The following is a 22898-nucleotide window of genomic DNA, read 5'->3' as shown; positions in this document are numbered from 1 at the left end:
GACCGCCTTCGGGCGGTTTTCTTCTGGAAGATCAAACATGGCTTTAAAAGTAGCAATCCAACAAAGCAAAGAAGTCGCACTTTGGAAAGAATATAAAGATGGCAAAGGGAATGTATTGGCCGAGTTCAAGATTCGCGGCTCTGATTACAAGGCATACCGGGTAGCGGTTGAGCGCGCACAGAATCAACTGTCATCGAAAGGCTATGATGTGGCGACTGCCGGTAGTGATGATAAGCTTTATCATGAGCTATTGCTTGAAGCTGCTGCATGTCATCTGGTAGCTGACTGGAAAGGCGTAGTCTTTGTTGAAGATGGCAAAGAGATTGAACCGGAATGCTCACCTGAAAATGCAACCAAACTTTTCAATATGGGTGACATTGGTGTCGCAATCTGGGCCTTTGTAAAAGCGCAAGCCGACCAGATTCAGGCCGAAGCAAATGCTTATCGAGATGAAACCTTGGGAAAGTCCGAGAGCTTTACACCTATCTCAACCGATACGCCGGACTTAGCGAACACGAAATAAAACAGCGTGAAGCTTTGGGTATTAAACTACCTGACCCGCCTCAATACTCATACACAGCCAACGCTTTAGTTGAAGCCTACAACGTCATCTCACGCTCACGCAGATATGAGCAAGGCACACCATTGGCATTAAGCATTGCCGACCTTAACGCCTATTGTGAGCAGTATGAGTTACCAGTGGAGCGTTATATTTTTAATGTAGTCATCTTTGATCTGGATAATCGGTTTATTGATGAGGCTTACAAGAGAATGCAGAAGAAATCAGCGTGAGTTGGTTTCTTTTTTCTCGGTTAATTAGTATCTTGTGATTACTTATAAGAGGGTATTCACATGAAAAAATTATTAATTGCAGGGGTTTTGGGGTTTGGGTTGGTTTTGAGTGGGTGCTCAACAACAATGCCTATTAATTATGTTGCATCACCAACAATCAAAGGCCAAGGGGATGTAGGGGTTGGAGTGTTTAAATACCTTCCAGCCGAAAAAGGGCTAGTTAAGTCAAATGAATTTCAGAAGCCATCAGCAGCGATTGGAACTATGTACATGTCTGATAAAGCAGATGTGTTACTAAAGTCCTCACTAACAAAGGAGTTAATCGCAGCAGGTTTTAATCCTGATCGGAATGCAGATATTCAGATATCAGGTGATATTCAGCGATTCGAATACGACTGGATTGGCTTTATAGAGGTTGATTTTTATCTAGATGTTGATTATATCGTCACGAAAAACGGTGAGCAGATTTATAAAAATACAATCAAAACACACAAAGCTTCACCGAAAGCGATGGGAAATACTGACTCAGAGGCTGTTCGTTCTGCGATATCCTCTAATATTGGTGATCTAATGCAGGATTTGAGATCCAAAAAAGTCTTATAAGCATCTTCAGCAAGCTCAGGTGAGATTTTATTTAGAAAAGCCAAGCCTCCTCCGGGAGGTTTCTTTTTGAGTGATAAATTAGTATCTTGTCCTGAACAATAAATATTTGGGGTGGGGTATGTTGGTCGATATTACTGATTATCTAGATGTGCCTGCAAGGAGTGAAGCGCTATCAAAGTTGGATTTACTTGATAGGTTTGAGAGTTTAAAGAAAAATGGACAATTAAGAGAGGCAGCGAATTTACTCGAGGACTCGTGCAAGGATCCACATATTTTTCATGGGCACTACAAAAGACTCTTTATGGCTTGGCGGCAATTAAATAAAGAGGATTTAGCAGCATGTGATTATAAAGCTGTTATTGAGAGAGTCATAAAGATAATAAAGCTTAATGATGAAATGCTTACTGAAATGAGTGCATATTGGAGTAAAGAGCATGGTGTGCGTAGAACCAAATCTTATTTTGCAAATTACAATCATGTGAAAATTTCTGACGGAAAAGCCTTACTAAAAGCAGCTAATGCTGTACAAGATAAAAAAGCGATTAAGATTGCCGAGAAATTAATAAGCTCATTTACAAAGGATTGAAATGAAAAAAATAATTTACATGGTGACTTTGTCATTTCTAGCGCTAAACGCTTATGGGGGCTTTGAGACACCGGAAGATCAAAAAAACAAAAGGTTGGTTGAGCGAGCAGTTGAGACTAAAAACTATATTAATAGCATGATAGGTAAAACAGCCTGGTACAACTCAACCGCCTGCGCCACAAAGCCTATTTATGCCAATAAAGAGCAGATGTCATATAGAGATGCGGTGTACACCACTGATAATAAATATGTGCCCGTTACTTTTCTTGAGGCTGATATTTATCAGGATACCTATCAAGACTATATAACCTTCAGGCTCCAAATTGATAGTAAAGAAGAAGGTTATATTAAAGCCAGCAGCCTCTCTAAAATAGAAATAAGTGATAAATCATGGGAATGCTTTAAAACTGAAAAACCAAAAGACACAATAACAGAGAAGCCATTAAGCGAAACCACAAATGACATTTTGTTTGGATGGGATACAAGCTGCAGAAAAGATGCCTTTAATGGTAAAAAAATATGCTCTATCAGTAGAGATAGATTAATGGTTCTTTATATTGATGGTAGGTATGCTGTAAGTGTTGGTAGGAATCATTACCCCGGAACAGAAAGTGCAATCAAAATTGATGATAATGTCCACTACTCGGGTAAAGAGGGGTTAATCAATCCTATGTACGCAAATCTGATAGTTAAACAAATGAAAGAGGGTAAAAAGGCGGTTATTCGATATCGGGAGTGGCCTTACAATTACAACAAAGATTCCGAGGTAGATCTAACCGGCTTCACAAAAAAACTGAATGAAATGCTCGACTGGTACAAAAAGCTTTAACTAAAGCACAAACCCGCTTCGGTGGGTTTTTTAATACCCAAACCCAGCGCCTTTAGGCGCTTTTTTATTGCCTAAAGGAAAGCGAAATGGCCCAAGAATCTGTATTGCGAATCGTAATCGACTCAAGAAATGCTGAACGAAATGCAAGAAATGTAGCACGAGAACTTCAAAACATAGAACGCAATGGTGATTACGCATCACGATCTATGGACTCAATGTCTGTAGCAACTCGCCAACTAGTGGGGCAGATGGCTGGCATTGTGACCATTGGTGCTGCTATCTCCAAGATGGATACCTATACGGGTTTGCAAAACAGATTAAAGCTTGTGACTGATTCACAGTCCGAGCTAAACACAGCAATGAATGATACTTTTGCTATTGCTCAGAAAACAGCGTCCTCATGGGACTCAACAGCTATGGTTTACCAGCGCTTTGCAGACAATGCGGATCGACTTGGTATTAGCATGAAGCAAACAGCGGCATTAACTGAAACCGTGTCAAAAGCCATTTCTGTTTCGGGTGGTAGTGCTGCTAGTGCTGAAGCTGCATTGATGCAGTTTGGGCAGGCTTTAGCATCTGGTGTATTGCGTGGTGAAGAGTTTAACTCAATTGCTGAACAAGCACCGGGCCTTTTAAAAGCAATTGCAATGGGGATGGACACCAATGTTGGTTCGCTTCGAGCCATGGCGGCTGAGGGTAAAATTACAGGCGATGAGCTTGTTAAAGCGCTAAGTAAAGCCAAACCTTATATTGATGATCTTTTTAACAAAACAGATTTCACGATTGCGCAGTCATTCACCCAACTATCCAATGAAGTGACCAAATTCGTCGGTGCGGCAGGTGCAGGAAGTGGTGCAGCAGCAGGACTGTCAGCCGCAATCAGCGGTCTTGCTGATAATCTAGGCACAATTGCTAATATTGCTATGGTAGGTGGGGTGGCGTTACTCACAAAAACCATACTAGCTCAAACAGTTGCCATTCAGGGATCAATTGCAGCATCAGTAGCACGTCGCGCAGCAGATACAGCGGTATTGCAATCTCAAGTTCAATTGGCGGCACTTGAAGTGCAAAGAACGCGACAAATCGCAGCTCAAGCCATATCTGAAATTGGTTTAGCTCGACAAGAGTTAAATAGCGCAACCACGAGAACAGCACGCGCAGCAGCAACCATGCGATTAACTCAAGCAGAAATTGCACATCGTATTGCATTAAATCAAACCACGGCAGCTATAGCGACAAATACAGCAGCTCAGAATGCACTTAATGCAAGTCGAGCAATTGGCGCAAGAATGCTTGCTTTGGCTGGTGGCCCAATTGGTGCAATTACTTTGGGTGTTGCAGGCTTAGCCGCTGGCTACATGTACCTTAAGAATCGTACAGCGGAAGCAAATGCAAAACTTGAAGAGCAAGCCGCTGTAGCGAAAAAAGCAAAAGATGAATTACTGGCTTTAAAAGGTCTTGAGAAAGATAACGCTGTTAATGATATGGCGGCAGCTTTCGAGCGTCAGAACGCAGCATTGTCTGAATCTAGCAGCAAGATCAACATGCAGTTGAATGCAATTGAGCAACTTTACAAGGGAAATAAGGAAGTTGTGCAAGTTGTGCAAGATGCTCGCAATGGCACAATTAGCATGACTGAGGCAGTACAGCGGTTTAATGAGCTTCGCATTAGCAAGGAAGTTTATGAAGCAATCAAAGCGAATACTGTTGAGTTTGAAAAAAACGCAAAAGAGGCAACCAATACCAAGACCAAGCTGAGCTTATTTGGTTATGAGGTTGAGCTTTCAGGCCGAAAAGCACAAACCGCAGCAGTTGGTGTGGATGAAAATTCCAAATCTCTTGATAAAAACGCAACGGCAGCGGAAAAAGCAGCCAAGGCTCAAGCTGAATTTAAGAAGTCTTTGTTTGATCGTGAGTTTAATGCAAGCTTAACCAAAGCAATGCTGGCTCAAGGTTATAACGCAGAACAAATTAACTTAATCTCAGAATATGCGCTAAAACTTCAAAAAGAAGGCAAGTCGATTACTGTAGAGCAAGTTAAATATTTACTGAAAATCAATAGCATTGAGGAGCAAAACAAAAAGGTTATTGAATCCAGAAATGCTGCTGAAAAGGAGCGAACCAAGGAACTTGAGAAGCAGCAGAAAGTTTTAACTGCAAGCTCAAAAGTTCAAGCCAACGCAGCCAAATATAATTTTTCTGGTCTTGAGTCTAAATACGGACTGCCAAGCGGCACATTATCAGCAATTCATGCAATTGAAACAGGAAATACTGGAAAGTCTAATCAAGTAAATAGTCAAACTGGTGCGACTGGTGGCTTTCAGTTCCTTGCTGGCACGGCTAAACAATACGGTGTAAAAGATCGTACGGATTTAGCTCAATCCGCTGAGGGTGCTGCAAAGTACATGTCCTACCTTTTAAAGCTCTTTAAGGGAGATTTGGAGAAGGCTGTACGCGCTTATCATGCTGGTGAAGGTAATGTCCAAAAAGGTAAGAATATTGGCAAGTACAACAATGATTACTGGCAAAAATTCAAAGGCTATACCGCTGGAGTAAACGGCTTCACAGCTGGTGATGTGGGCTCTAAAGAATGGGAAAAACTGCTTGAAGAAGCTGCCAAAATGGCGGAGCAGCAAGCAGAACTTCGCAAAAACCTAGAGCTTAATGTTGCTGATGAAGTAACTCGTATTCGCTCAAAGCTAGCAGACGACTTGCAGGAGATTGACAAAGCAGGTTATTCACCTGAGCGCGCCAAGGAAATCAAAGTTGAATACCAAGCTCGCGCTGACAATGATATTGCAATTGCTGAATACGCTTTAAAAACCAAGCTAGATGATTATGAGTCTTTCAGAAAGACCGAATCACAACTATTGGAGGATAGTTTTAATGAGCGAAAATTCTATGCTTCTCGTGATTTAGAGCTAACCAAAGAGCAGAGAGATAAAGCAGTTGCCTTGCTTGATGAGCAGTTGAAGCAAGAGCAGGCGTTGTTGATGTTGGCTCAAGAGACTCAACTATTTCAAATCAAACAAGCATACATGCATGAGGTTGACTTGATGCAGGAGCGTTATCGTCTTGAGATGCAAGAGATAAGCAAAATCGCAGATGCTAAACAACGTGCAGCTATGCGAGAGGCAACAGCAGCTAAGTATGTGGATGATTATGAGAAAAAAAGAAAGACTGCTCAGGATAATTTAGACTCACTGGCTGCGGATCTGACTGGGCAGACTGAATTGTATGCACTGCAAAAGCAACTGGAAGACCGTGAAGCTATTTTAGATGAAGCTAGGAAATATGGACTCATAAAGGAGGAGGAGTACAAGGCCGCTTTATTGCAGATTGAAGAGGATTACAAAAACGCCAAACTCAACTTGCAACTAGATCAAGCTCAGCAAGTGACAGGTGCGCTTTCGGGTATGTTTAGTGCAATGCTTGGCGAATCATCATCGGCATATCGGGCTTTGTATGCAGCACAGCAATCGTTTGCTCTCGCTCAGGCAGGCATAAACGTCTGGAAGTCTGCATCTGATGCTTATGCGAATGAGCAGGGCACGGTCTGGCAAAAGGTTGCTGCTGCTGCAAAAGCAACGTTGGATCAGGGCACATTTGTAGCAATGATTCAGGCTGCTACCCCTAAAGGCTTCGCTAACGGTGGCTACACAGGTCGCGGTGGTAAATACGAGCCAGCAGGTGTCGTCCACAAAGGCGAAGGTGTTTTAACCCAAGAGGAAATCAAAGCTCTAGGCGGCCCTCAAGGCTTTGAGGATTTGCGAAAGTCGATTCGTCGGGGTTATGCGACAGGGGGATTGGTTGCAGATACTCACCGTGTTGGTATGGGTGCTGTGAGTGCGATTAATTCGGGTGGTGCTAATAGCTCTAGCTCGGGTGGTGATGTTTATTACACACAAACCATTCATATTGCGTCTGATGGATCTACAACCAGTGAATCTGATGCAAAGCAATTAGGGAAAATGATGGAAAATATGACTCTGGCTGTAATTCGCAGAGAGCAACGTCAAGGGGGGCTGTTATCTAAATGAGCAACGAAAAATTTACTTTCCCGTGCGATCTAGAAGGCAGCTCGGATACTCAAAACTTCAATGTGTTATCTAGCAGATTCGGCGATGGGTATGAGCAAAGCATCTCGGTTGGCATCAACAACCGAAAAGGCGAATGGGCCTATCAGAGAACTGGCTACAAGGATGAGATTATCGCAATTAAAGCCTTCTTTGATCGCCACAAAGGTGCTGACTCATTTTTATGGGATTCTCCTTTGGATGGCGAGGTGAGAGTTAAGACTGGAACTTCATACCAACCACGACAGGTTGGTGGATTGGTCTGGTCAATCTCCACAACCTTCACCCAAGTCTTTTACCCTTGATTTAAATCAATTTCACGCCCCACATGTTGGGGCTTTTTTGTGAGAAAAATATGGCTATTCAAACTGCAAATTTAGGCACAGCACCAAGTGGCGCAGGTGGTGATACTTTTCGTTCAGCTGCAACAAAATTCAATGAAAACTTTACTAACAATGCGCACGCTGCGAGTCGTTTGGTGGGAATGAATGATTTGGATTTAGTAGAGCAGAGAAATATTTGCCAAGCAGCTCTTAAGGCCAAGCCGCTGAATATAAATAGTGCTATTTCACTTGATGATCTATCAATAGGGGATATTGTTTTTTGCGACAAGGATGTAGGGTTGCCGAATGGTGTGCCGAAATTTCTATATAGCTGTGTATTCACCAGAAACTTAGATCCAATTGGTATGTTGGGAAAGGTTCAAACCGCTTATAGCTATACTTCTCCCGAACTAGGTTTTAGAGTAAAAAATATGGGTCCGGGTTGGTCTCCGTGGGCTTATTTTTTTACAAGCGTAAATACCACTGTAGATCCAAACGGTTTCATTAAAGCAGCCTCTCCAATTGTTAAGCTTTTTTCTGACAAAATCGATTTGAATGATGAGGCTCAAAAACAAGAAATTGTTTTAGAAAAACTTGGCACAGGGGATTATCTAATTACAGGTTCAACTGGTTTTGCACAAGAAGGTTGGTATGTTGAAACGCCAAAAGATGCAAATGGGAATGTCTTATTTTCAGTCATCTATACATCATTAGAAAATGGCGACATTTCGGTAAAAACATATAAGAAAAAGTTTGATCTTGAAACAGCATCAATTGTTGCTGATTTAACTCAGCCTATTGATATCACAGAAAACCGCTGGATTGATATTCGTTTGCAAGCGTTACCGCCAATTGAATATGAAATGCCAACATCAAAAACACCTGCGGATTTTCAGCCAACAGGGATTGCTCAAGCAGTTTCGGAGATGATGAATGGCGCTAAACAGTGATTTTCAAAAACTCTATGTAGAAAGCTTAATCACCCTGTTTGAATTGGATGCTCGCAACTTAGGTGCGGGCATTTTACGTTTTCATGGGCATATATCTTATGAAGATTGGGAGCGCATTTATACGTCCATCGGCTCAGCTGAATTAATTGGTGCTGATACAGGCTCAATTGGTAAAGTTTTTGATTCTGGCAATGAAAAAGCATGGCAACGAAATATCATCTGGCAGGGCCAAACATTTGAGCCAATGGCGCTGGAAGTGTCGGGTTTGGAAATGCGTTCCGATGGCAAAGCGTCTGCACCAACTTTAAGCATGGCGAATAATATTGGTGGCATTCAAGGCGCAATATCAGCTTACTGTTTGCAGTTTAGTGATTTCGCTGGTGCAAAGCTGAAAGTGATTACCACTTTGGCCAAATATCTTGATGCTGAAAATTTCTCACAAGGCAATCTGACAGCATCAAATGAAGCGAAAGAGCAGCTGTGGTATATCGAGCAAAAGACTTCTGAAAATGCGCAAGCAGTGACGTTTGAACTGTCGAACCCAATCGATTTTGAGGGTCTAAAAATACCAGTTCGGCAGATCTCAAATTACTGTCACTGGTGTGCGATGGGTAATTTTCGCGGTGAAGAATGCCAGTACACAGGCGCAGCAATGTTCACTGATAAAGATGAACCAACAGACAATCCGGCATTAGATCGTTGCTCCGGCCGATTGTCGTCATGCCGTATTCGTAACAATGAGATCCACTTTGGTGGCTTTCCTGCGTCGAGTTTAATGTGATGAAACTTACCGAAATGTTGAAAGCAGGCATTCTTGCACATGCTGAAGAGAGCTTCCCGCTTGAGTGCTGCGGAGTGATTATTGATGACTACTATGTGCCATGTCGTAATATTTCCTCTCATCAAGATCAATTTGAAATTCATCCTGAAGATTTAGCCGAAGTAGAAGATTTAGGTGAAATTAAGGCTTATGTACATTCGCACCCAAATGCTTCCGCACGTGCATCCGAGCTTGATCTTATTCAGATTGAATTACATCAAAAGCCATGGGTGATTTGTGCTTATCCAGATGTCGAGTTTGAAGTATATGAACCGTGTGGCTATCGTGCGCCACTAGTTGGTCGCAACTATATTCACGGAATTCAAGACTGTTATTCAATCGTGCGTGATTTTTATCAGCGAGAGCTTGATATTCAATTAATTGATTTTGAACGTCAGGACCGATGGTGGGAGTCTAAAGATAATAAATCATTGTATCTGGATGGCTTTGGTGATGCAGGTTTTATTGAAGTCACTGATATGCAATATGGCGATGTTTTGCTATGTCGTGTTGGGCGGACTGAGCATGTGAATCATGCAGTGATTTGGCTTGGTGATCAGACTGAATTGAAATCAGAGCAAACAGAATCATGTGTCGGCTCATCAATCATTCTGCATCATCCATACGGTCGCAAATCTGTACGTGAAATCTTTGGCCCACAGTGGCAAGAACGTGTGGTAAAGGTGGTTCGATATGCTCAAAAAAATTAGACTTTACGGCATCTTAGCGAAAAAATTTGGTAAAGAATTTCGGCTTGATGTTGAAAATACACGTGAAGCCATGCGGGCTTTATGTGTGCAGATTCCCGGCTTTGAACACTTTATGCTACATGCACATGAGCAGGGCTTAGAGTTCGCAGTATTTCAGGATAAGCAAAATATCAGTGAAGCTGAACTGGATATGACTACATCTGCAAAGGTTATCAAAGTGGTGCCCAAGGTCAAAGGCGCAGGTGGGGATGGTGGGCTTTTTCAAACCATTATTGGTGCAGTACTTGTGGTTGTAGGGGCTGTGTTGGTATATACAGGGGTGGGTGCTCCACTTGGTACGACATTAATTGGTGCCGGTATCGGGATGATGGTTGGAGGCATTGCAATGATGTTAATGCCAAAAATTGACAACAATCAAGACCAAAACCAAGACGGCAACAAGGCAAACAAAGGTTTCGGCGGTGCAGTTACAACAGTCGCTCAAGGCAATCCAGTGCCAGTGCTTTACGGTCAACGTGAAGTGGGTGGCTTTATCGTAAGCGCGGGTCAATATCCAGAAGATTTAATGTAAATATTTTAAAAATATACAGGCGCATATCGCGCCTTTTTTATTGTCTGAGATAAAGTATGAATGCAGTAATTAAAGGCGCAAAAGCAGGTGAGAAAAAGGCTAGACAAGCCGTGATTGCACCAGATTCAGCGCAATCCAAAACCTATATCAAAATTTTGTATGGACTATCAGAGGGCGAAGTCGAAGGTTTGGCCAATGGACTGCAATCAGTTTATTTGGAAGAGACACCACTGCATAACCCTAATGGGGGATCGAATTTTCAGGATGTACAGGCAGATTTTCGATTTGGCACCAACGATCAGGAACACATTGAAGGCTTTCCAGATATTTCATCTGAAACTGCAATCAGTGTTGAATTGGTTTCTGGTACGCCATGGGTTCGTGCTATTTCCAACACTGATCTGGATGCTGTGCGCATTCGGTTTAAATGGGGGCCGTTACGCCAACAAAATGCTGAAAATGGCGATGTGAAAGGTATCACGATTCAATATGCAATCGATTTGCAAACTAATGGCGGCACGTGGACCGAAGTTTTAAATACTCAAGTTTCGAATAAAACATCTGCAAACTATGAACGCTCACACCGTATTGATTTGCCAAAATCGGATGGCGGATGGACTATTCGCGTACGTCGAATCACACCCAACTCAACATCAGAATATATCAGTGACAAGATGTATGTTGATGCGCTAACTGAAGTAATTGATCTTAAGTTAAGTTATCCAAATACGGCGTTACTTGGCTTGCAATACGATGCTGAAACATTTTCAAACGTGGCGAAAATCGCAGTGGATTTAAAGGGCATTAAGCTGCAAGTGCCCTCAAATTATGATCCTGCGGCACGTACCTATACAGGCATGTGGGATGGCACTTTTAAGCGTGCATATACCAATAATCCAGCATGGATTTATTACGATATTTGTACATCCAAGCGCTATGCGCTGGGTGATCGACTTACATCTGCAATGTTAGATAAGTGGTCGCTGTATCGTCTTGCGCAATACTGCGATCAGAAAGTATCAGATGGCAAAGGCGGCGAAGAGCCGCGTTTCACTTGTAATGTTTATTTGCAAAGCACCGAAGATGCATTTGCAATTTTAACTAAATTGGCAGGTGTCTTCCGTGCAATTAGTTATTGGGATGGTAACTCAATCGTCTGTGATGCAGATATTCCCCAAGACACTTATTTCACTTACACCCGCGCGAACGTCACTGACGGTATTTTTGAATACTCAGGCACACGTGCGCGTGATCGACACACTGTTGCTAAAGTGGCGTGGGACAACCCTGCAAATCACTATAAAACTGAATATGTTTATGTGCGTGATGAGCCAGCAATCGCAAAATTAGGTGTTCGAATTGCCGAGATTGATGCGTGGGGTTGTACTTCTGAAGGTCAAGCGCAACGTGCAGGATTATGGGCATTAAAGTCTGAACAACTTGAAGTGCGTTCAGTCAGTTTTAAAGTAGGTCTTGATGGTTACATTCCACAGCCAGGGAAAGTGATCGAAATTGCAGATGAACTATTTGCAGGTCGCGCGAATGGTGGTCGTGTATCATTGGTATCAGCAGATCAAAAAACCATTACTTTAGATCGTGATGATGTAGTGTGCCGTGCTGGTGATCGTCTTGTTGTCAATGGTGAAGATGGCAAAGCGCAAACACGAATTGTTTCATCAAAAATTGGACGCGCAGTCACAGTCACAGTTGCGTTTGACTCTGTTGCTCCACAAAACGTATGGGTCGTTGATGCTCAAGATTTAAAAACCATGAAGTTTCGCGTCATGAGCATTACTCAAGACGACAAACATCAGTTTTCAATCACGGGCTTGCAATACGAGTCAGCGAAATACAATGCAATCGACTTTGGAGCCTTCATTGATGAGCGCCCAATTTCAATCATTAACCCAACCACTCAAGCGCCAGTAACCAATGTTTTAATTTCATCTGAAAACATGGTGCAGCAAGGTCTATCTATTGAAACCATGCTGATTACTTGGGATCAGGCTCAAGGTGCCACAAAGTATCAAGTTGAATGGCGCAAAGATGATGGCAACTGGATTAAAATGCCGCTCACTGGCAATAACTCAGTTGAAGTTCAAGGCATTTACTCAGGCAACTATGAAGCGCGTGTGACTGCAATTTCTGCATTCGATGTTGCATCATTGCCAACTTATTCCATGTTGACCGCATTATCAGGAAAAACAGGTTCGCCGCCTGCGCTTGCTAATTTAGCAGCAACAGGTATCTTATTCGGCTATCGTTTAGATTGGAGTTTCCCTGCGGTTGGTGCGCTTGACACGGCTTACACAGAAATTGAGATTGCAACTACAGACAATGGTGCAAACGCTTCGCTCTTAGGTTTGTTTGCTTATCCAACGGATACACATACCATTCAAGGTATGCAGCCAAATCTGACAAGTTATTTCAGAGGTCGTTTGATTGATCGCATCGGGAATATTGGCCCATGGTCGGATTGGGTTAGTGCTACAACTTCGGCAGATGCGTCGGCTGTTCTTGATATTTTGTCAGGTAAGATTACTGAATCGCAGCTGCATCAAGATCTGCAAACCAAGATCGATAAGATCGACACCATTGCAGGACTTGATGGAGATATCGGCAATCTGATTGATGATATTACTGCTGTGCAAATTGAAGTTGATCAACTCAACAATGAATTAAATGCGGAAACAGCAGCACGCATTCTAGCTGTAAATGATCTTAATGATGGCTTGACGCAAGAAATTTTAGATCGCGAAAATGGAGATTTTGCAAATTTAACAGCACTGAATAACTACAAGAGCAGTAATGATACTGCGCTTGCTAATGTTCAGCAGCAAGTGAATACAGCAGTCGCAGGCAATACCGCGAATACGCAAGCAATTCAGGCTTTAGATAGCCGTGTAACTGTTGCTGAGGGTGATGCAAACACAGCGAAAACAAACGCTGCAACTGCATTAACCAAAGCTGAAACAGCAGCCACAGAAGCGGGTTCTGCGGCAAGTTTGGCATCTCAAGCGAATGCAGTAGCTAATCAAGCAGCAGACACAGCAGACACAGCAAACCAAAACGCGGCAACAGCTTTGTCAACAGCAAACGTGGCAGCATCGCAGTCAAGCGCAAATGCATCACAGATCAACGCTTTAACTGTCGAGCTTGGAACTAAAGCTAGTGCGGGTGCATTGGATCAAACTAATGCGAATGTTGCTGAAATTAATGGGCGAGTAACAGCAAATACAACCAAGATTGACGGTGTGTATGCGCAAGTCAATCCGGCAATGGTTGGCTCAAGTGAAGATTACATCGGCTCAACCGAGGGCTTTGCGGGAACATGGACTTTGCAATCAGCAATGATTGAAAACGACATAGCTTTAAGTCAGCGCATCGACACTACTGTTGCACAGATCGCAGATAACACAGCTGCAATTACAACAGAAGCTACTGCGCGTGCGGATGCTGATTCAGCACTTGGCTTGAGAATTGACACTTTACAAGCGCAAGTTGGTGATGACTTGCAAAGTAGTATTGCCACTATTCAGCAAGAGCTAGAAGTTTTGGCTGATGCGGACAGTGCAGCAGCATCTCAAATCAACACTTTGCAAACAACTGTAGGCCAAAACACCGCATCAATTCAGGAGGTCAGCCAATCAGTCAATGGCTTATACGCCCAGAAGTACATCAAACTAGACGTCAACGGCAAGGTGGCAGGTTGGGGTGGTGCTAACACTGGCAAAGAGTCTAATTTCATCATAAATTTTGACTCGTTTGCAATCGGAAGCGGTGGCAGCACAGGCTACTACCCATTCATTTTCCGCAGCACACCTTATACAGACCTAAATACAGGGACTGTGTTTCCAATCGGCGCTTATATGAAGTCGGCGTTTATGGATTATGCGTCTATAGATACAGCTCATATCAAGCAGTTGGCGGTGAAGTCTGCGCAGATTGATAATGCTGCTGTGACTACTGCGAAGATCAATAACTTGGCGGTGACAACAGGTAAGATTGGTGACTTGCAGGTTGATACGCTAAAACTCGCTTACGGATCAGTAACGTCAGGGACACTTGTAAAAAGCGCATGGAATGATACCGTATCCTTCGCAGTTACTGCGGCGAACACTAAGCGCGTAATGAGCTGGGTTCAAATGTACGGTAGCTATACAGGTTATGCGCTCGCTGTTTCAGCATACTGCGAGATATGGTTAATGCGTGATACGGTAGCACTAGAGTACCGAAAATTTCCTACTAAACAAGTATACGATTCGTTCGGAGACGTTCAGTACATACTTGTCATTGATGCGCAATTTATGCACTTAGACGTACCTACAAATAGTGGTAATGCAAATTATTGGGTAAAAATGCGTACATACGCAACATCACAAGATCAGCATAACGTGATGCAACAAAACATGAAGTGCGACTGGATGCTATTGGAGGCTAAACGATGAAGATAAGTATGATTGATGCCCACGGTAGGCTGCTGAACATTATTGAAGTGCAGACATTTGATCTTAAAAGCGTCAGCGTACCAGCGCCGTATTTTATCATTGGGTACGCTCCTGAGTCGCCGGATTACTATTGGGATGGTGGCGCATTTATTCCGCTTGGCGATCCGCCTGACGATTATAGTTATTTTGATTATGCAACTAAGGAATGGGTCGATCCGCGCACACTTGATGACTTGAAGGATCAAAAATGGGAGGAATTGAAACAACAGCGTAACGCGCTTGAGATAAGTGGTTTTGTGTTTGAGGGGCAGACATACGACTCAGATCAGGTTTCTCAGGGTCGCATCATGGGCGCAGCAATGGCTGGAGTCGATCAAGTGTGGACGTTAGCTGATAATACAGTAGTTGCATTAAGCAGCAACCAAGTGAAACATCTATATGAAGCATTACAACAGCATATTGCGAGCGCACATGAGCGTGGGCGAATCGCAAGACAATTGATTTATGAAGCTGAAACAAGAGAACAAGTTGACGCAGTTAGTTTATAGCACCTTCAGGTGTTTTTTTATTGCCAAAAATTAGGGGAAACCGATGTCTGAAACACAGACAGTGCTTGAAGCAAGTGCTGTCGCAATTACTCAGAAAGTTACCTATTCCGCAGGGGCAACATCATTTTTTGCATTTTTAGCGAAAGTTGATGTTATTGCGTGGGGTGGCTTGTCTGTTGCTGTAATCGGTTTGATTATTCAATTTTACTTCTCAATTCAGAGAAATAAACGAGAACAGACTGAACATGAAATGCGAAAAGCTGAATATGAACAGCGTATGCAAAATTTAAAAAGAGAGGTGAAGCGTGAAGCTGATTAACGAAAGTGCGTTTAAATATTTATCTGTAAAGCTCCCATTTCTGGGGGCTTTTTTAATGCTTGCGGTTTTAGTGCTGCAGTGGGCATTAGACTTTAATTTTATCCCTGAACAATATGCGCCTTTCATTATTGGTACAGTATTGCCAGCTTTGAGCTGGATAGGTCGTAAGATTGCACAGCCACAATTACACAATCAGCCTTTAGGCTTCGCCACAATCACAGCAGGGCATAGTAATACTGATCCGGGTGCAGTAAACGGCAAATACAAAGAAGCCGATCTAGTGGTCAACTTCCGCAATGCAGTGTCTCATTATTTGCATGAAGCAGGGCTGCAAGTCAAAACCGATGGTATTGGCACTAAAAACGATCCATTGTCTGCTGCGGTAAAATTAATTAAAGGCTCAAGTGTAGCAGTCGAATTTCACATGAATGCCGCAACATCAAAACAGGCGAATGGCATTGAAACTATCGCACTGCCAAAAGACAAAAAGCTTGCTCAAGACTTATCCAAAGCCGTAGCGGATGCTCTTGGTAGTCGATTACGTGGTGACAATGGCTGGATTGATCAGTCTAAATCTGCGCGTGGTCGACTGGCATACGTGAATGCTGGCGGGTTAATTGTAGAGCTTGGTTTTATTTCGAATGAAGCCGAACTTGCTGCATTCAATGAAAAATATTGGCTTGCAGCAAAAGCTGTGGCTGAAGTCATCATTAAACATGAAAAAGGGGTATAAGGCATGACTACAATAACCATTGAACAAGTATCTAAATCCACCTTGGAAATTGCAGAATCAGGTGGGCCGATTCTGAGCCAAATCGCAAAGTACATGGATGCAGCTGAGAAACTAAAGAACAGTACTTTATCTGGTGAAGAAAAGCGTAGTTGGGTTATTGAGTACGCTAAAAAGGAAATCAAGGAAGTGTTTAATAATCTTGATTATTGGATTCCTTTGATTATCCGTTTTATTAATGCAGTTAAGACAGCTTTTAATGCTTTGAAAGCTATTTTTTAAAAGTAAAAGCCCTCAAGTGAGGGCTTTTTATTTTTCTTCATGACAATCATTGTTAGCATCCGTATCTTAAGATCATGTGAGTATATGATTATGTAATGTGAATATCATCCCGAACAAACTATAAGTATGAAGTAAAATGCATAAATGGATTAAATGAAATATGCGACAACTTAGCGTCAGTATTAAATTAAAATATTGATATTTAATATATTAGCTTGTCCTTGACATAGTAGAGCTGTAGCTTTCCGAAAATTAATGCGTGTTGGTTGTGCACTATGAATTAAGGACTAGAACCCAGAGCATTTTTTATTTTAGTAGTACATTTAGCGGTACAAAATATTATAAATAAAAATAAAATCATATAAAACAATTATATATTTATACGATCTTGTGCACGCTGAGCGCACCATTTTTTAGTTTTTATTCTCCAACTAAATTTTGCAAATCAACTGCTTTTTTTATTTCTCTATTTCTATTCACTTCTATCAATCTCTAAGATTAATATTGCTTTAGCCTTCATTGATGTATCTTTTTCTATATATAAAATTCAAAATATTTCTCAGTTGTTTTTATTCTAAGTTCAAAGTCATAAAAACATTTAAATTGAAAGTTTATAAAGAGTGAAAATAGAAAGTTCACTGTATTTATATCCGCATCTAAATGAAAAGAATCTATTGAAAACACGATATTAAAAGTTATGCACCAAAATAGTGGAGATGAGAAACTTAATAGAACACTTAGCGTATTGTTCTGCCTATACAGAATAGGTAAATGATTTGTATTTTTGTATTAAGATATTGAAAAATAAATAATAATTATAGTTGGCATGATGTGTGCAATACAGTATTCAAACTTGGATACAAGAATGAGCACATCAATGAACCCAATAAAAACTTTAGGCTGGACTTTAGCGGAATGGAAAGCGGGCTACACGAATAACACAATTCAACTCGAAGAATTATATGCCTTGGTCGAGCAATTTGATCATGCAGATCCAGCATGGATTTCAATTGCCTCTATAGAACAATTAACTGCACAGATTGACGCTTTAAAACAAATCGAAAATGCTGGGGCCTTACCTTTATTTGGTGTGCCTATTGCAGTGAAAGACAATATTGATGTGGTGGGCTTTGCGTCAACGGCTGCGTTTAAATTATTTACGGACATAAAAACTGAAGATGCCTATGTGGTGCAACGCTTAAAACAAGCGGGTGCGATTATTGTAGGCAAAACTAATCTAGATCAATTTGCCACAGGATTGGTCGGTACACGTTCGCCATTTGGTGCAGTGCCGAATACTTTTAATTCTGACTTTGTAAGCGGTGGTTCAAGTTCAGGTTCAGGCAGTGTGGTGGCGCGCGGTTTAGTCCCGATTGCGCTCGGTACAGATACAGCAGGCTCAGGGCGTATACCCGCAGCATTTAATAATATTGTTGGCTTAAAGCCGACCAAAGGTCGCTTTTCAAATACTGGCTTACTGCCTGCGTGTAAAAGCTTAGATTGCATTTCAATTTTTGCTTTAACTGTCGTTGATGCAACTGCAGTGGCAGAAGTTATGGAAGGTTTTGATGTAACCGATAGTTATTCACGTGTGAATCCTGCTACAGCGCCTGCAAAGTTCAGCGCACAATTAAATTTAGCCATTCCAAAACAATTAGATTTTTTTGGCGATGCTCAATCTGCTGTTGCATTTCAGCAAGCATTAATTGAATTAAAAAATTTAGGTGTAGAACTAACTGAAATTGATTTCAGTGCTTTTAGTCAATTGGCGAGCCAACTTTACCAAGGGTCATGGGTTGCAGAGCGTACTGCTGCAGTTGCAGACTTATTAGAAACATCGGTACAAGACTTTGATCCAACAGTTCTAGAAATTATTCAAAAAGGCCAGCAGTACACTGCGGTGGATGCTTATAACGCCGAATATTTAAAGCAAGAATTGGCTCGAGACATTCAGCAAACCTTAGCGCAATTTGATGCCTTAGTGGTGCCAAGCTCGCCAACCATACACACACTTGCAGAAATGGCTGAATCGCCAATTGAAAATAATAGCCACTTTGGCACCTATACCAACTTTACCAATTTAGCAGACCTGAGTGCCATCGCTGTACCTGCAGGCTTTCGTGCCGACGGGCTGCCTTTTGGAATCACATTCATTGCACCGGCTTGGCACGATACGGCTTTAGCAGATTTTGCCGAAAAATGGCAAAAGCATTTGAAATTACCACTCGGTGCAGTAGCGAAAACATTGCCTGAAGCAAATTCAGTCATGTCTGCACCATCCGCACAACATTTTCGAGTTGCAGTCGTAGGCGCACATCTCACAGGCATGCCACTCAATTTCCAACTGACAACACGCCAAGCCGTGCATGTTGAAACCACAACCACTTCTGCCGATTACGCCCTCTATGCACTGCCGGGCACAGTACCTCCGAAACCAGGTTTAGCGCGTCAGGAAGCGGGTCAAAAAATTATTGTCGAGCTTTGGGATATTCCAAAAGCACGCTTTGGTGAATTTGTTGCTGAAATTCCAACACCACTGGGTATGGGCAATATCGAGCTTGCCGATGGACGTTGGGTGAAAGGCTTTATTTGTGAACCTTATGGCCTAAACGGTGCAAAAAATATCAGTGAATTTGGCGGCTGGCGCGCTTATATCCAATCACTGCAAGCAACAACAGCAAAATCAAATTAAAAAATTCGGGGAAATAATCATGTTTAAAACAGTTTTAATTGCAAACCGTGGTGAAATTGCTGTTCGTGCGATTCGTACATTAAAGAAACTCGGTGTTCAATCAGTTGCCGTGTATTCAGAGACAGACCGTTATGCACAGCATGTCTTAGATGCAGATGTGGCGGTTTCACTTGAAGGTGTTAAACCTGCAGAAACTTATTTAAGTATTGAAAAATTGATTCAAGCAGCCAAACAAACCGGCGCTGAAGCAATATTTCCCGGTTATGGCTTTTTGTCTGAGAGTGCCGACTTTGCCCGTGCATGTGAAGAAAATAACATTGCTTTTATGGGGCCAACGGCTGAACAAATTTTAGAATTTGGTTTGAAGCATCGTGCACGTGAATTGGCTGCGGCAGCCAATGTACCCATGACACCCGGCACAGGTTTATTGGCAAGTTTGGATGAAGCACTCGTATCTGCTGCAGAGATTGGCTATCCCATCATGCTGAAAAGTACTGCGGGCGGTGGCGGGATTGGTTTAACCCGCTGTGATGATGAACAATCATTAAAAGATGCGTATGAAAGTGTAAAGCGTCTAGGCGAGCAGTTCTTTAAAGATGCGGGCGTGTTTCTCGAACGTTTTGTCGATAAAGCTCGTCACGTAGAAGTACAAATTTTTGGTGATGGTTTAGGTCAAGTCGTTGCTTTTGGGGAGCGCGATTGTTCATTGCAGCGCCGTAACCAAAAAGTCGTTGAGGAAACACCTGCACCGCACTTACCAGAAGCAACACGTCAAAAATTGCACCGTGCTGCTGTAGAGCTTGGTCAATTGGTGAAATACCGCAGCGTAGGTACGGTTGAGTTTATCTATGATGCTGCCCGTGATGAAGTGTATTTCCTTGAAGTGAATACCCGTTTGCAGGTTGAACACCCTGTAACGGAAATGGTGACGGGTTTAGATCTGATTGAATGCATGCTGAAAGTGGCAGCAGGTGATGCTTTAGATTGGGAAAAACTCAGCAATATTCAGCCCAATGGCGCTGCCATTGAAGTGCGTATTTATGCGGAAGATCCAGTGAAAAACTTCCAGCCAAGTCCGGGTGTACTCACGGATGTATATTTCCCTGAAGACATTCGTGTGGATACGTGGGTGTCTACAGGTACTGAAATTTCACAATATTTTGACCCGATGATTGCCAAAATTATTGTGCATGCCGCAGACCGAGACAGTGCGATTGCTAAGCTAAAAACAGCCTTGGCTGAAAACCGCCTGAATGGCATCAGTACCAACTTAGACTATGCACATACCGTAGTTTCAGATGCACGCTTTGAAAATATGCAAATCTGGACACGTCTACTGGATGATTTTAAATACGTGCCAAATGTAATTGAAGTGCTGCAACCGGGAACGCAAAGTACGATTCAAGACTATCCGGGGCGTGTGGGCTATTGGGATATTGGTGTACCGCCATCAGGCCCGATGGATGATTATGCATTTCAGTTGGCCAATCAAATTGTCGGTAATCCAAAATCGGCAGCAGGCTTTGAGTTTACCTTACAAGGGCCGAGTCTAAAATTTCATGCAGACAACATTGTAGCCCTTGCAGGTGCGCCATGTAGCGCGACTCTAGATAGTGTGAATGTCGATTTTTGGCAACCGATCAGCATCAAAGCAGGGCAAACATTAGTACTTGGACAAGTTGAGTCGGGTTGCCGTACGTATCTTGCAATCCGCAACGGACTAAATGTACCTGAATATCTAGGCAGCCGCTCAACCTTTGCATTGGGTAATTTTGGTGGTCATGCAGGGCGAGTACTGCGTGCAGGTGACATGATTAAGATGGTCAATCCAAGCCTGCCTTTGGATGGACTGGAAATTGCAACAGCAGTACCGCAAGCTTTGGCAGCAGAACGTATTCCAAGCTATGGCAAAGAATGGAAAATTGGCGTGCTCTATGGCCCGCACGGTGCACCAGATTTCTTTAAATCTGAATATATAGAAGAATTTTTTGCTTCAACATGGAATGTGCACTTTAACTCAAACCGTTTAGGTATTCGCCTAACTGGCCCAACACCAAGTTGGGCACGTGAAAATGGCGGTGAAGCAGGTTTGCATCCATCCAATGTGCATGACTGTGAATATGCCATTGGGGCGATTAATTTCACTGGTGATTTCCCTGTGATTTTGGCGAAAGATGGTCCAAGCCTCGGAGGCTTTGTTTGCCCAGTGACGATTGCCAAAGCAGAACTTTGGAAGATTGGTCAACTGAAGGCAGATGACAGCATCAGTTTCTATCCAATGAGTGTGGAACAAGCCAATGCCTTAGAAGTTCAGCAAATTGCCGATATTCAAAACTTTGCTCAAGCGCCTGAAAAGTCAGAGTTGGCAAATTTTGAGTGTAAGCCTGAAGGGATATTGGCGGTGCGTGAAGCAGATGCACATGCGCCGAAAGCTGTCTATCGTCAGGCAGGTGACAGTTATATCTTGCTGGAATATGGCGAAAACGTCCTCGATTTGGCTTTGCGATTACGTGTTTATCGACTGATGCAGCTGATTCGTGAAGCGAATATTGATGGCATCTTAGAGCTTTCACCGGGTGTGCGTTCACTGCAAATTAAATATGATGGATTGTGTTTCAGCCAAGCGAATTTAATTCAGTTCTTATTAGGACTCGAAAATGAGATGGGAGATTTGAGCCAAATCAAGATTCCATCCCGTATTATTCACTTGCCGATGGCATTTGAGGACTCGGCCACTTTAGGTGCTGTAGAACGCTATCAAGAAAGTGTTTGTGCTAAAGCGCCGTGGTTACCAAATAACGTCGATTTCATTCAGCGCATTAATGGCTTAGACAGCCGTGAGCAAGTCAAAAACATTCTTTTTGATGCCAATTACTTAATTTTAGGTTTGGGCGATGTGTATTTAACAGCACCTTGTGCTGTACCAATTGATCCACGTCATCGTTTACTCAGCTCGAAATATAATCCTGCACGTACCTTTACCGCAGAAGGTACAGTCGGTATTGGCGGGATGTACATGTGTATTTATGGCATGGATTCACCAGGCGGTTATCAATTGATTGGCCGTACACTGCCTATTTGGAATAAGTTTAAAAAGAACAAACAGTTTGGCGATCAGCAATGGTTCTTACGCTTCTTTGATCAAATTAAATATTATGAAGTAACCGAAGCTGAACTGGATCAATTCCGTGCTGACTTTGCCAATGGTGTGGCGGAAATCAAAATTGAAGAAACTGAATTTGATTTTGCAGCCTATCAAGCCTTTTTGGAAACAGAGAAGGACAGTATTGCCGAATTTAAAGCACAGCAGCAGCAGGCATTTACAACTGAAGTTGAACGCTGGAAAGATGAGTTTGATGCACCTGCGGAAATGGAAATCCTGCAAGATGATACCGACTATAGCCGGTATGCAGCCTTAAATGCATCGATGACCGGCAACATTTGGAAAATTTTTGTCGAAGCTGGACAGTCTGTGAAGAAAGGTGAGACTGTAGCCATTATTGAAGCGATGAAAATGGAGCTTCCAGTCTATGCCGATGATGACGGCATAGTGAAAGCGATTATCTGCCGTGCAGGACAAACGGTACATAGCGGTGAACCGCTAGTTTATATGGAATAA

General features: G+C 42.5%; 18 protein-coding genes. All 18 read left to right on the top strand.

The annotated features are described in order from the left end of the window. Positions 1-37: 37 nt before the first annotated feature. The 18 genes from AVJ20_RS06485 to uca all read left to right on the top strand — a co-directional run bounded on the left by AVJ20_RS06485 (position 38) and on the right by uca (position 22898). Positions 38-523 carry a hypothetical protein gene (locus tag AVJ20_RS06485; protein ID WP_111884609.1) on the top strand — a complete coding sequence of 162 codons (486 nt, stop codon included), beginning with the start codon at positions 38-40 and terminating at the stop codon, positions 521-523. A 14-nt stretch (positions 524-537) separates the two neighbouring features. Beyond that, entirely contained in the window at positions 538-792 is a 255-nt protein-coding gene (locus tag AVJ20_RS06480; protein WP_111884608.1) for a hypothetical protein, read from the top strand. Positions 793-852: 60 nt separating this feature from the next. After that, a complete protein-coding gene (locus tag AVJ20_RS06475) occupies positions 853-1395 on the top strand; it encodes a hypothetical protein (RefSeq protein ID WP_058952016.1) in 543 nt (180 codons plus the stop codon). 118 nt (positions 1396-1513) lie between these two features. Next, positions 1514-1981 (top strand): hypothetical protein, encoded by a 468-nt coding sequence (locus tag AVJ20_RS06470; protein ID WP_111884607.1) that lies wholly within the window; start codon positions 1514-1516, stop codon positions 1979-1981. 1 nt (position 1982) lies between these two features. Next, entirely contained in the window at positions 1983-2810 is an 828-nt protein-coding gene (locus AVJ20_RS06465; RefSeq protein WP_111884606.1) for a hypothetical protein, read from the top strand. Positions 2811-2896: 86 nt separating this feature from the next. Further along, positions 2897-6850 (top strand): tape measure protein, encoded by a 3954-nt coding sequence (locus AVJ20_RS06460; protein WP_111884605.1) that lies wholly within the window; start codon positions 2897-2899, stop codon positions 6848-6850. Next, on the top strand, positions 6847-7191 hold the full coding sequence (locus AVJ20_RS06455; protein ID WP_111884604.1) for a phage tail protein: 345 nt from the start codon (positions 6847-6849) through the stop codon (positions 7189-7191). Before AVJ20_RS06460 ends, AVJ20_RS06455 begins: the two co-directional genes overlap by 4 nt. A 50-nt stretch (positions 7192-7241) precedes the next feature. Further along, complete coding sequence (locus AVJ20_RS06450) at positions 7242-8159, top strand: hypothetical protein (RefSeq protein WP_111884603.1); 918 nt, start codon at positions 7242-7244, stop codon at positions 8157-8159. After that, positions 8143-8940 carry a phage minor tail protein L gene (locus AVJ20_RS06445; RefSeq protein ID WP_111884602.1) on the top strand — a complete coding sequence of 266 codons (798 nt, stop codon included), beginning with the start codon at positions 8143-8145 and terminating at the stop codon, positions 8938-8940. The genes AVJ20_RS06450 and AVJ20_RS06445 overlap by 17 nt, the downstream gene beginning before the upstream one ends. After that, complete coding sequence (locus AVJ20_RS06440; protein WP_111884601.1) at positions 8940-9689, top strand: C40 family peptidase; 750 nt, start codon at positions 8940-8942, stop codon at positions 9687-9689. The genes AVJ20_RS06445 and AVJ20_RS06440 overlap by 1 nt, the downstream gene beginning before the upstream one ends. Next, positions 9673-10260, top strand: coding sequence for a tail assembly protein (locus AVJ20_RS06435; protein ID WP_111884600.1), 588 nt, complete (start codon positions 9673-9675; stop codon positions 10258-10260). The genes AVJ20_RS06440 and AVJ20_RS06435 overlap by 17 nt, the downstream gene beginning before the upstream one ends. A 56-nt stretch (positions 10261-10316) precedes the next feature. Continuing rightward, a complete protein-coding gene (locus AVJ20_RS06430; protein ID WP_228157167.1) occupies positions 10317-14708 on the top strand; it encodes a host specificity protein J in 4392 nt (1463 codons plus the stop codon). An 8-nt stretch (positions 14709-14716) separates the two neighbouring features. Further along, positions 14717-15256 carry a DUF4376 domain-containing protein gene (locus AVJ20_RS06425; RefSeq protein WP_111884633.1) on the top strand — a complete coding sequence of 180 codons (540 nt, stop codon included), beginning with the start codon at positions 14717-14719 and terminating at the stop codon, positions 15254-15256. Positions 15257-15299: 43 nt separating this feature from the next. Further along, positions 15300-15575: a holin gene (locus tag AVJ20_RS06420; RefSeq protein ID WP_111884599.1), complete on the top strand. Its 276-nt coding sequence runs from the start codon at positions 15300-15302 to the stop codon at positions 15573-15575. After that, positions 15562-16308: an N-acetylmuramoyl-L-alanine amidase gene (locus tag AVJ20_RS06415; protein WP_111884598.1), complete on the top strand. Its 747-nt coding sequence runs from the start codon at positions 15562-15564 to the stop codon at positions 16306-16308. Before AVJ20_RS06420 ends, AVJ20_RS06415 begins: the two co-directional genes overlap by 14 nt. 3 nt (positions 16309-16311) lie before the next feature. Then, entirely contained in the window at positions 16312-16587 is a 276-nt protein-coding gene (locus tag AVJ20_RS06410; protein ID WP_111884597.1) for a hypothetical protein, read from the top strand. Between the two features lie 877 nt (positions 16588-17464). Next, positions 17465-19279, top strand: coding sequence for an allophanate hydrolase (gene atzF, locus AVJ20_RS06405; RefSeq protein ID WP_111884596.1), 1815 nt, complete (start codon positions 17465-17467; stop codon positions 19277-19279). Between the two features lie 19 nt (positions 19280-19298). Continuing rightward, positions 19299-22898: an urea carboxylase gene (uca, locus tag AVJ20_RS06400; protein WP_111884595.1), complete on the top strand. Its 3600-nt coding sequence runs from the start codon at positions 19299-19301 to the stop codon at positions 22896-22898.

Source organism: Acinetobacter sp. CFCC 11171, assembly GCF_003268405.1.
GTDB lineage: Bacteria > Pseudomonadota > Gammaproteobacteria > Pseudomonadales > Moraxellaceae > Acinetobacter > Acinetobacter amyesii.
The sequence above is the reverse complement of the archived record's forward strand: the minus strand, read 5'-3'. Positions and strand labels throughout refer to the sequence as shown.

Bases quoted from the DNA above. Each gene is read 5' to 3' on its own strand.
- AVJ20_RS06485 (WP_111884609.1), top strand. From the start codon at position 38: ATGGCTTTAAAAGTAGCAATCCAACAAAGCAAAGAAGTCGCACTTTGG.
- AVJ20_RS06475 (WP_058952016.1), top strand. From the start codon at position 853: ATGAAAAAATTATTAATTGCAGGGGTTTTGGGGTTTGGGTTGGTTTTG.
- AVJ20_RS06470 (WP_111884607.1), top strand. From the start codon at position 1,514: ATGTTGGTCGATATTACTGATTATCTAGATGTGCCTGCAAGGAGTGAA.
- AVJ20_RS06465 (WP_111884606.1), top strand. From the start codon at position 1,983: ATGAAAAAAATAATTTACATGGTGACTTTGTCATTTCTAGCGCTAAAC.
- AVJ20_RS06460 (WP_111884605.1), top strand. From the start codon at position 2,897: ATGGCCCAAGAATCTGTATTGCGAATCGTAATCGACTCAAGAAATGCT.
- AVJ20_RS06455 (WP_111884604.1), top strand. From the start codon at position 6,847: ATGAGCAACGAAAAATTTACTTTCCCGTGCGATCTAGAAGGCAGCTCG.
- AVJ20_RS06450 (WP_111884603.1), top strand. From the start codon at position 7,242: ATGGCTATTCAAACTGCAAATTTAGGCACAGCACCAAGTGGCGCAGGT.
- AVJ20_RS06445 (WP_111884602.1), top strand. From the start codon at position 8,143: ATGGCGCTAAACAGTGATTTTCAAAAACTCTATGTAGAAAGCTTAATC.
- AVJ20_RS06440 (WP_111884601.1), top strand. From the start codon at position 8,940: ATGAAACTTACCGAAATGTTGAAAGCAGGCATTCTTGCACATGCTGAA.
- AVJ20_RS06435 (WP_111884600.1), top strand. From the start codon at position 9,673: ATGCTCAAAAAAATTAGACTTTACGGCATCTTAGCGAAAAAATTTGGT.
- AVJ20_RS06430 (WP_228157167.1), top strand. From the start codon at position 10,317: ATGAATGCAGTAATTAAAGGCGCAAAAGCAGGTGAGAAAAAGGCTAGA.
- AVJ20_RS06425 (WP_111884633.1), top strand. From the start codon at position 14,717: ATGATTGATGCCCACGGTAGGCTGCTGAACATTATTGAAGTGCAGACA.
- AVJ20_RS06420 (WP_111884599.1), top strand. From the start codon at position 15,300: ATGTCTGAAACACAGACAGTGCTTGAAGCAAGTGCTGTCGCAATTACT.
- AVJ20_RS06410 (WP_111884597.1), top strand. From the start codon at position 16,312: ATGACTACAATAACCATTGAACAAGTATCTAAATCCACCTTGGAAATT.
- atzF (WP_111884596.1), top strand. From the start codon at position 17,465: ATGAACCCAATAAAAACTTTAGGCTGGACTTTAGCGGAATGGAAAGCG.
- uca (WP_111884595.1), top strand. From the start codon at position 19,299: ATGTTTAAAACAGTTTTAATTGCAAACCGTGGTGAAATTGCTGTTCGT.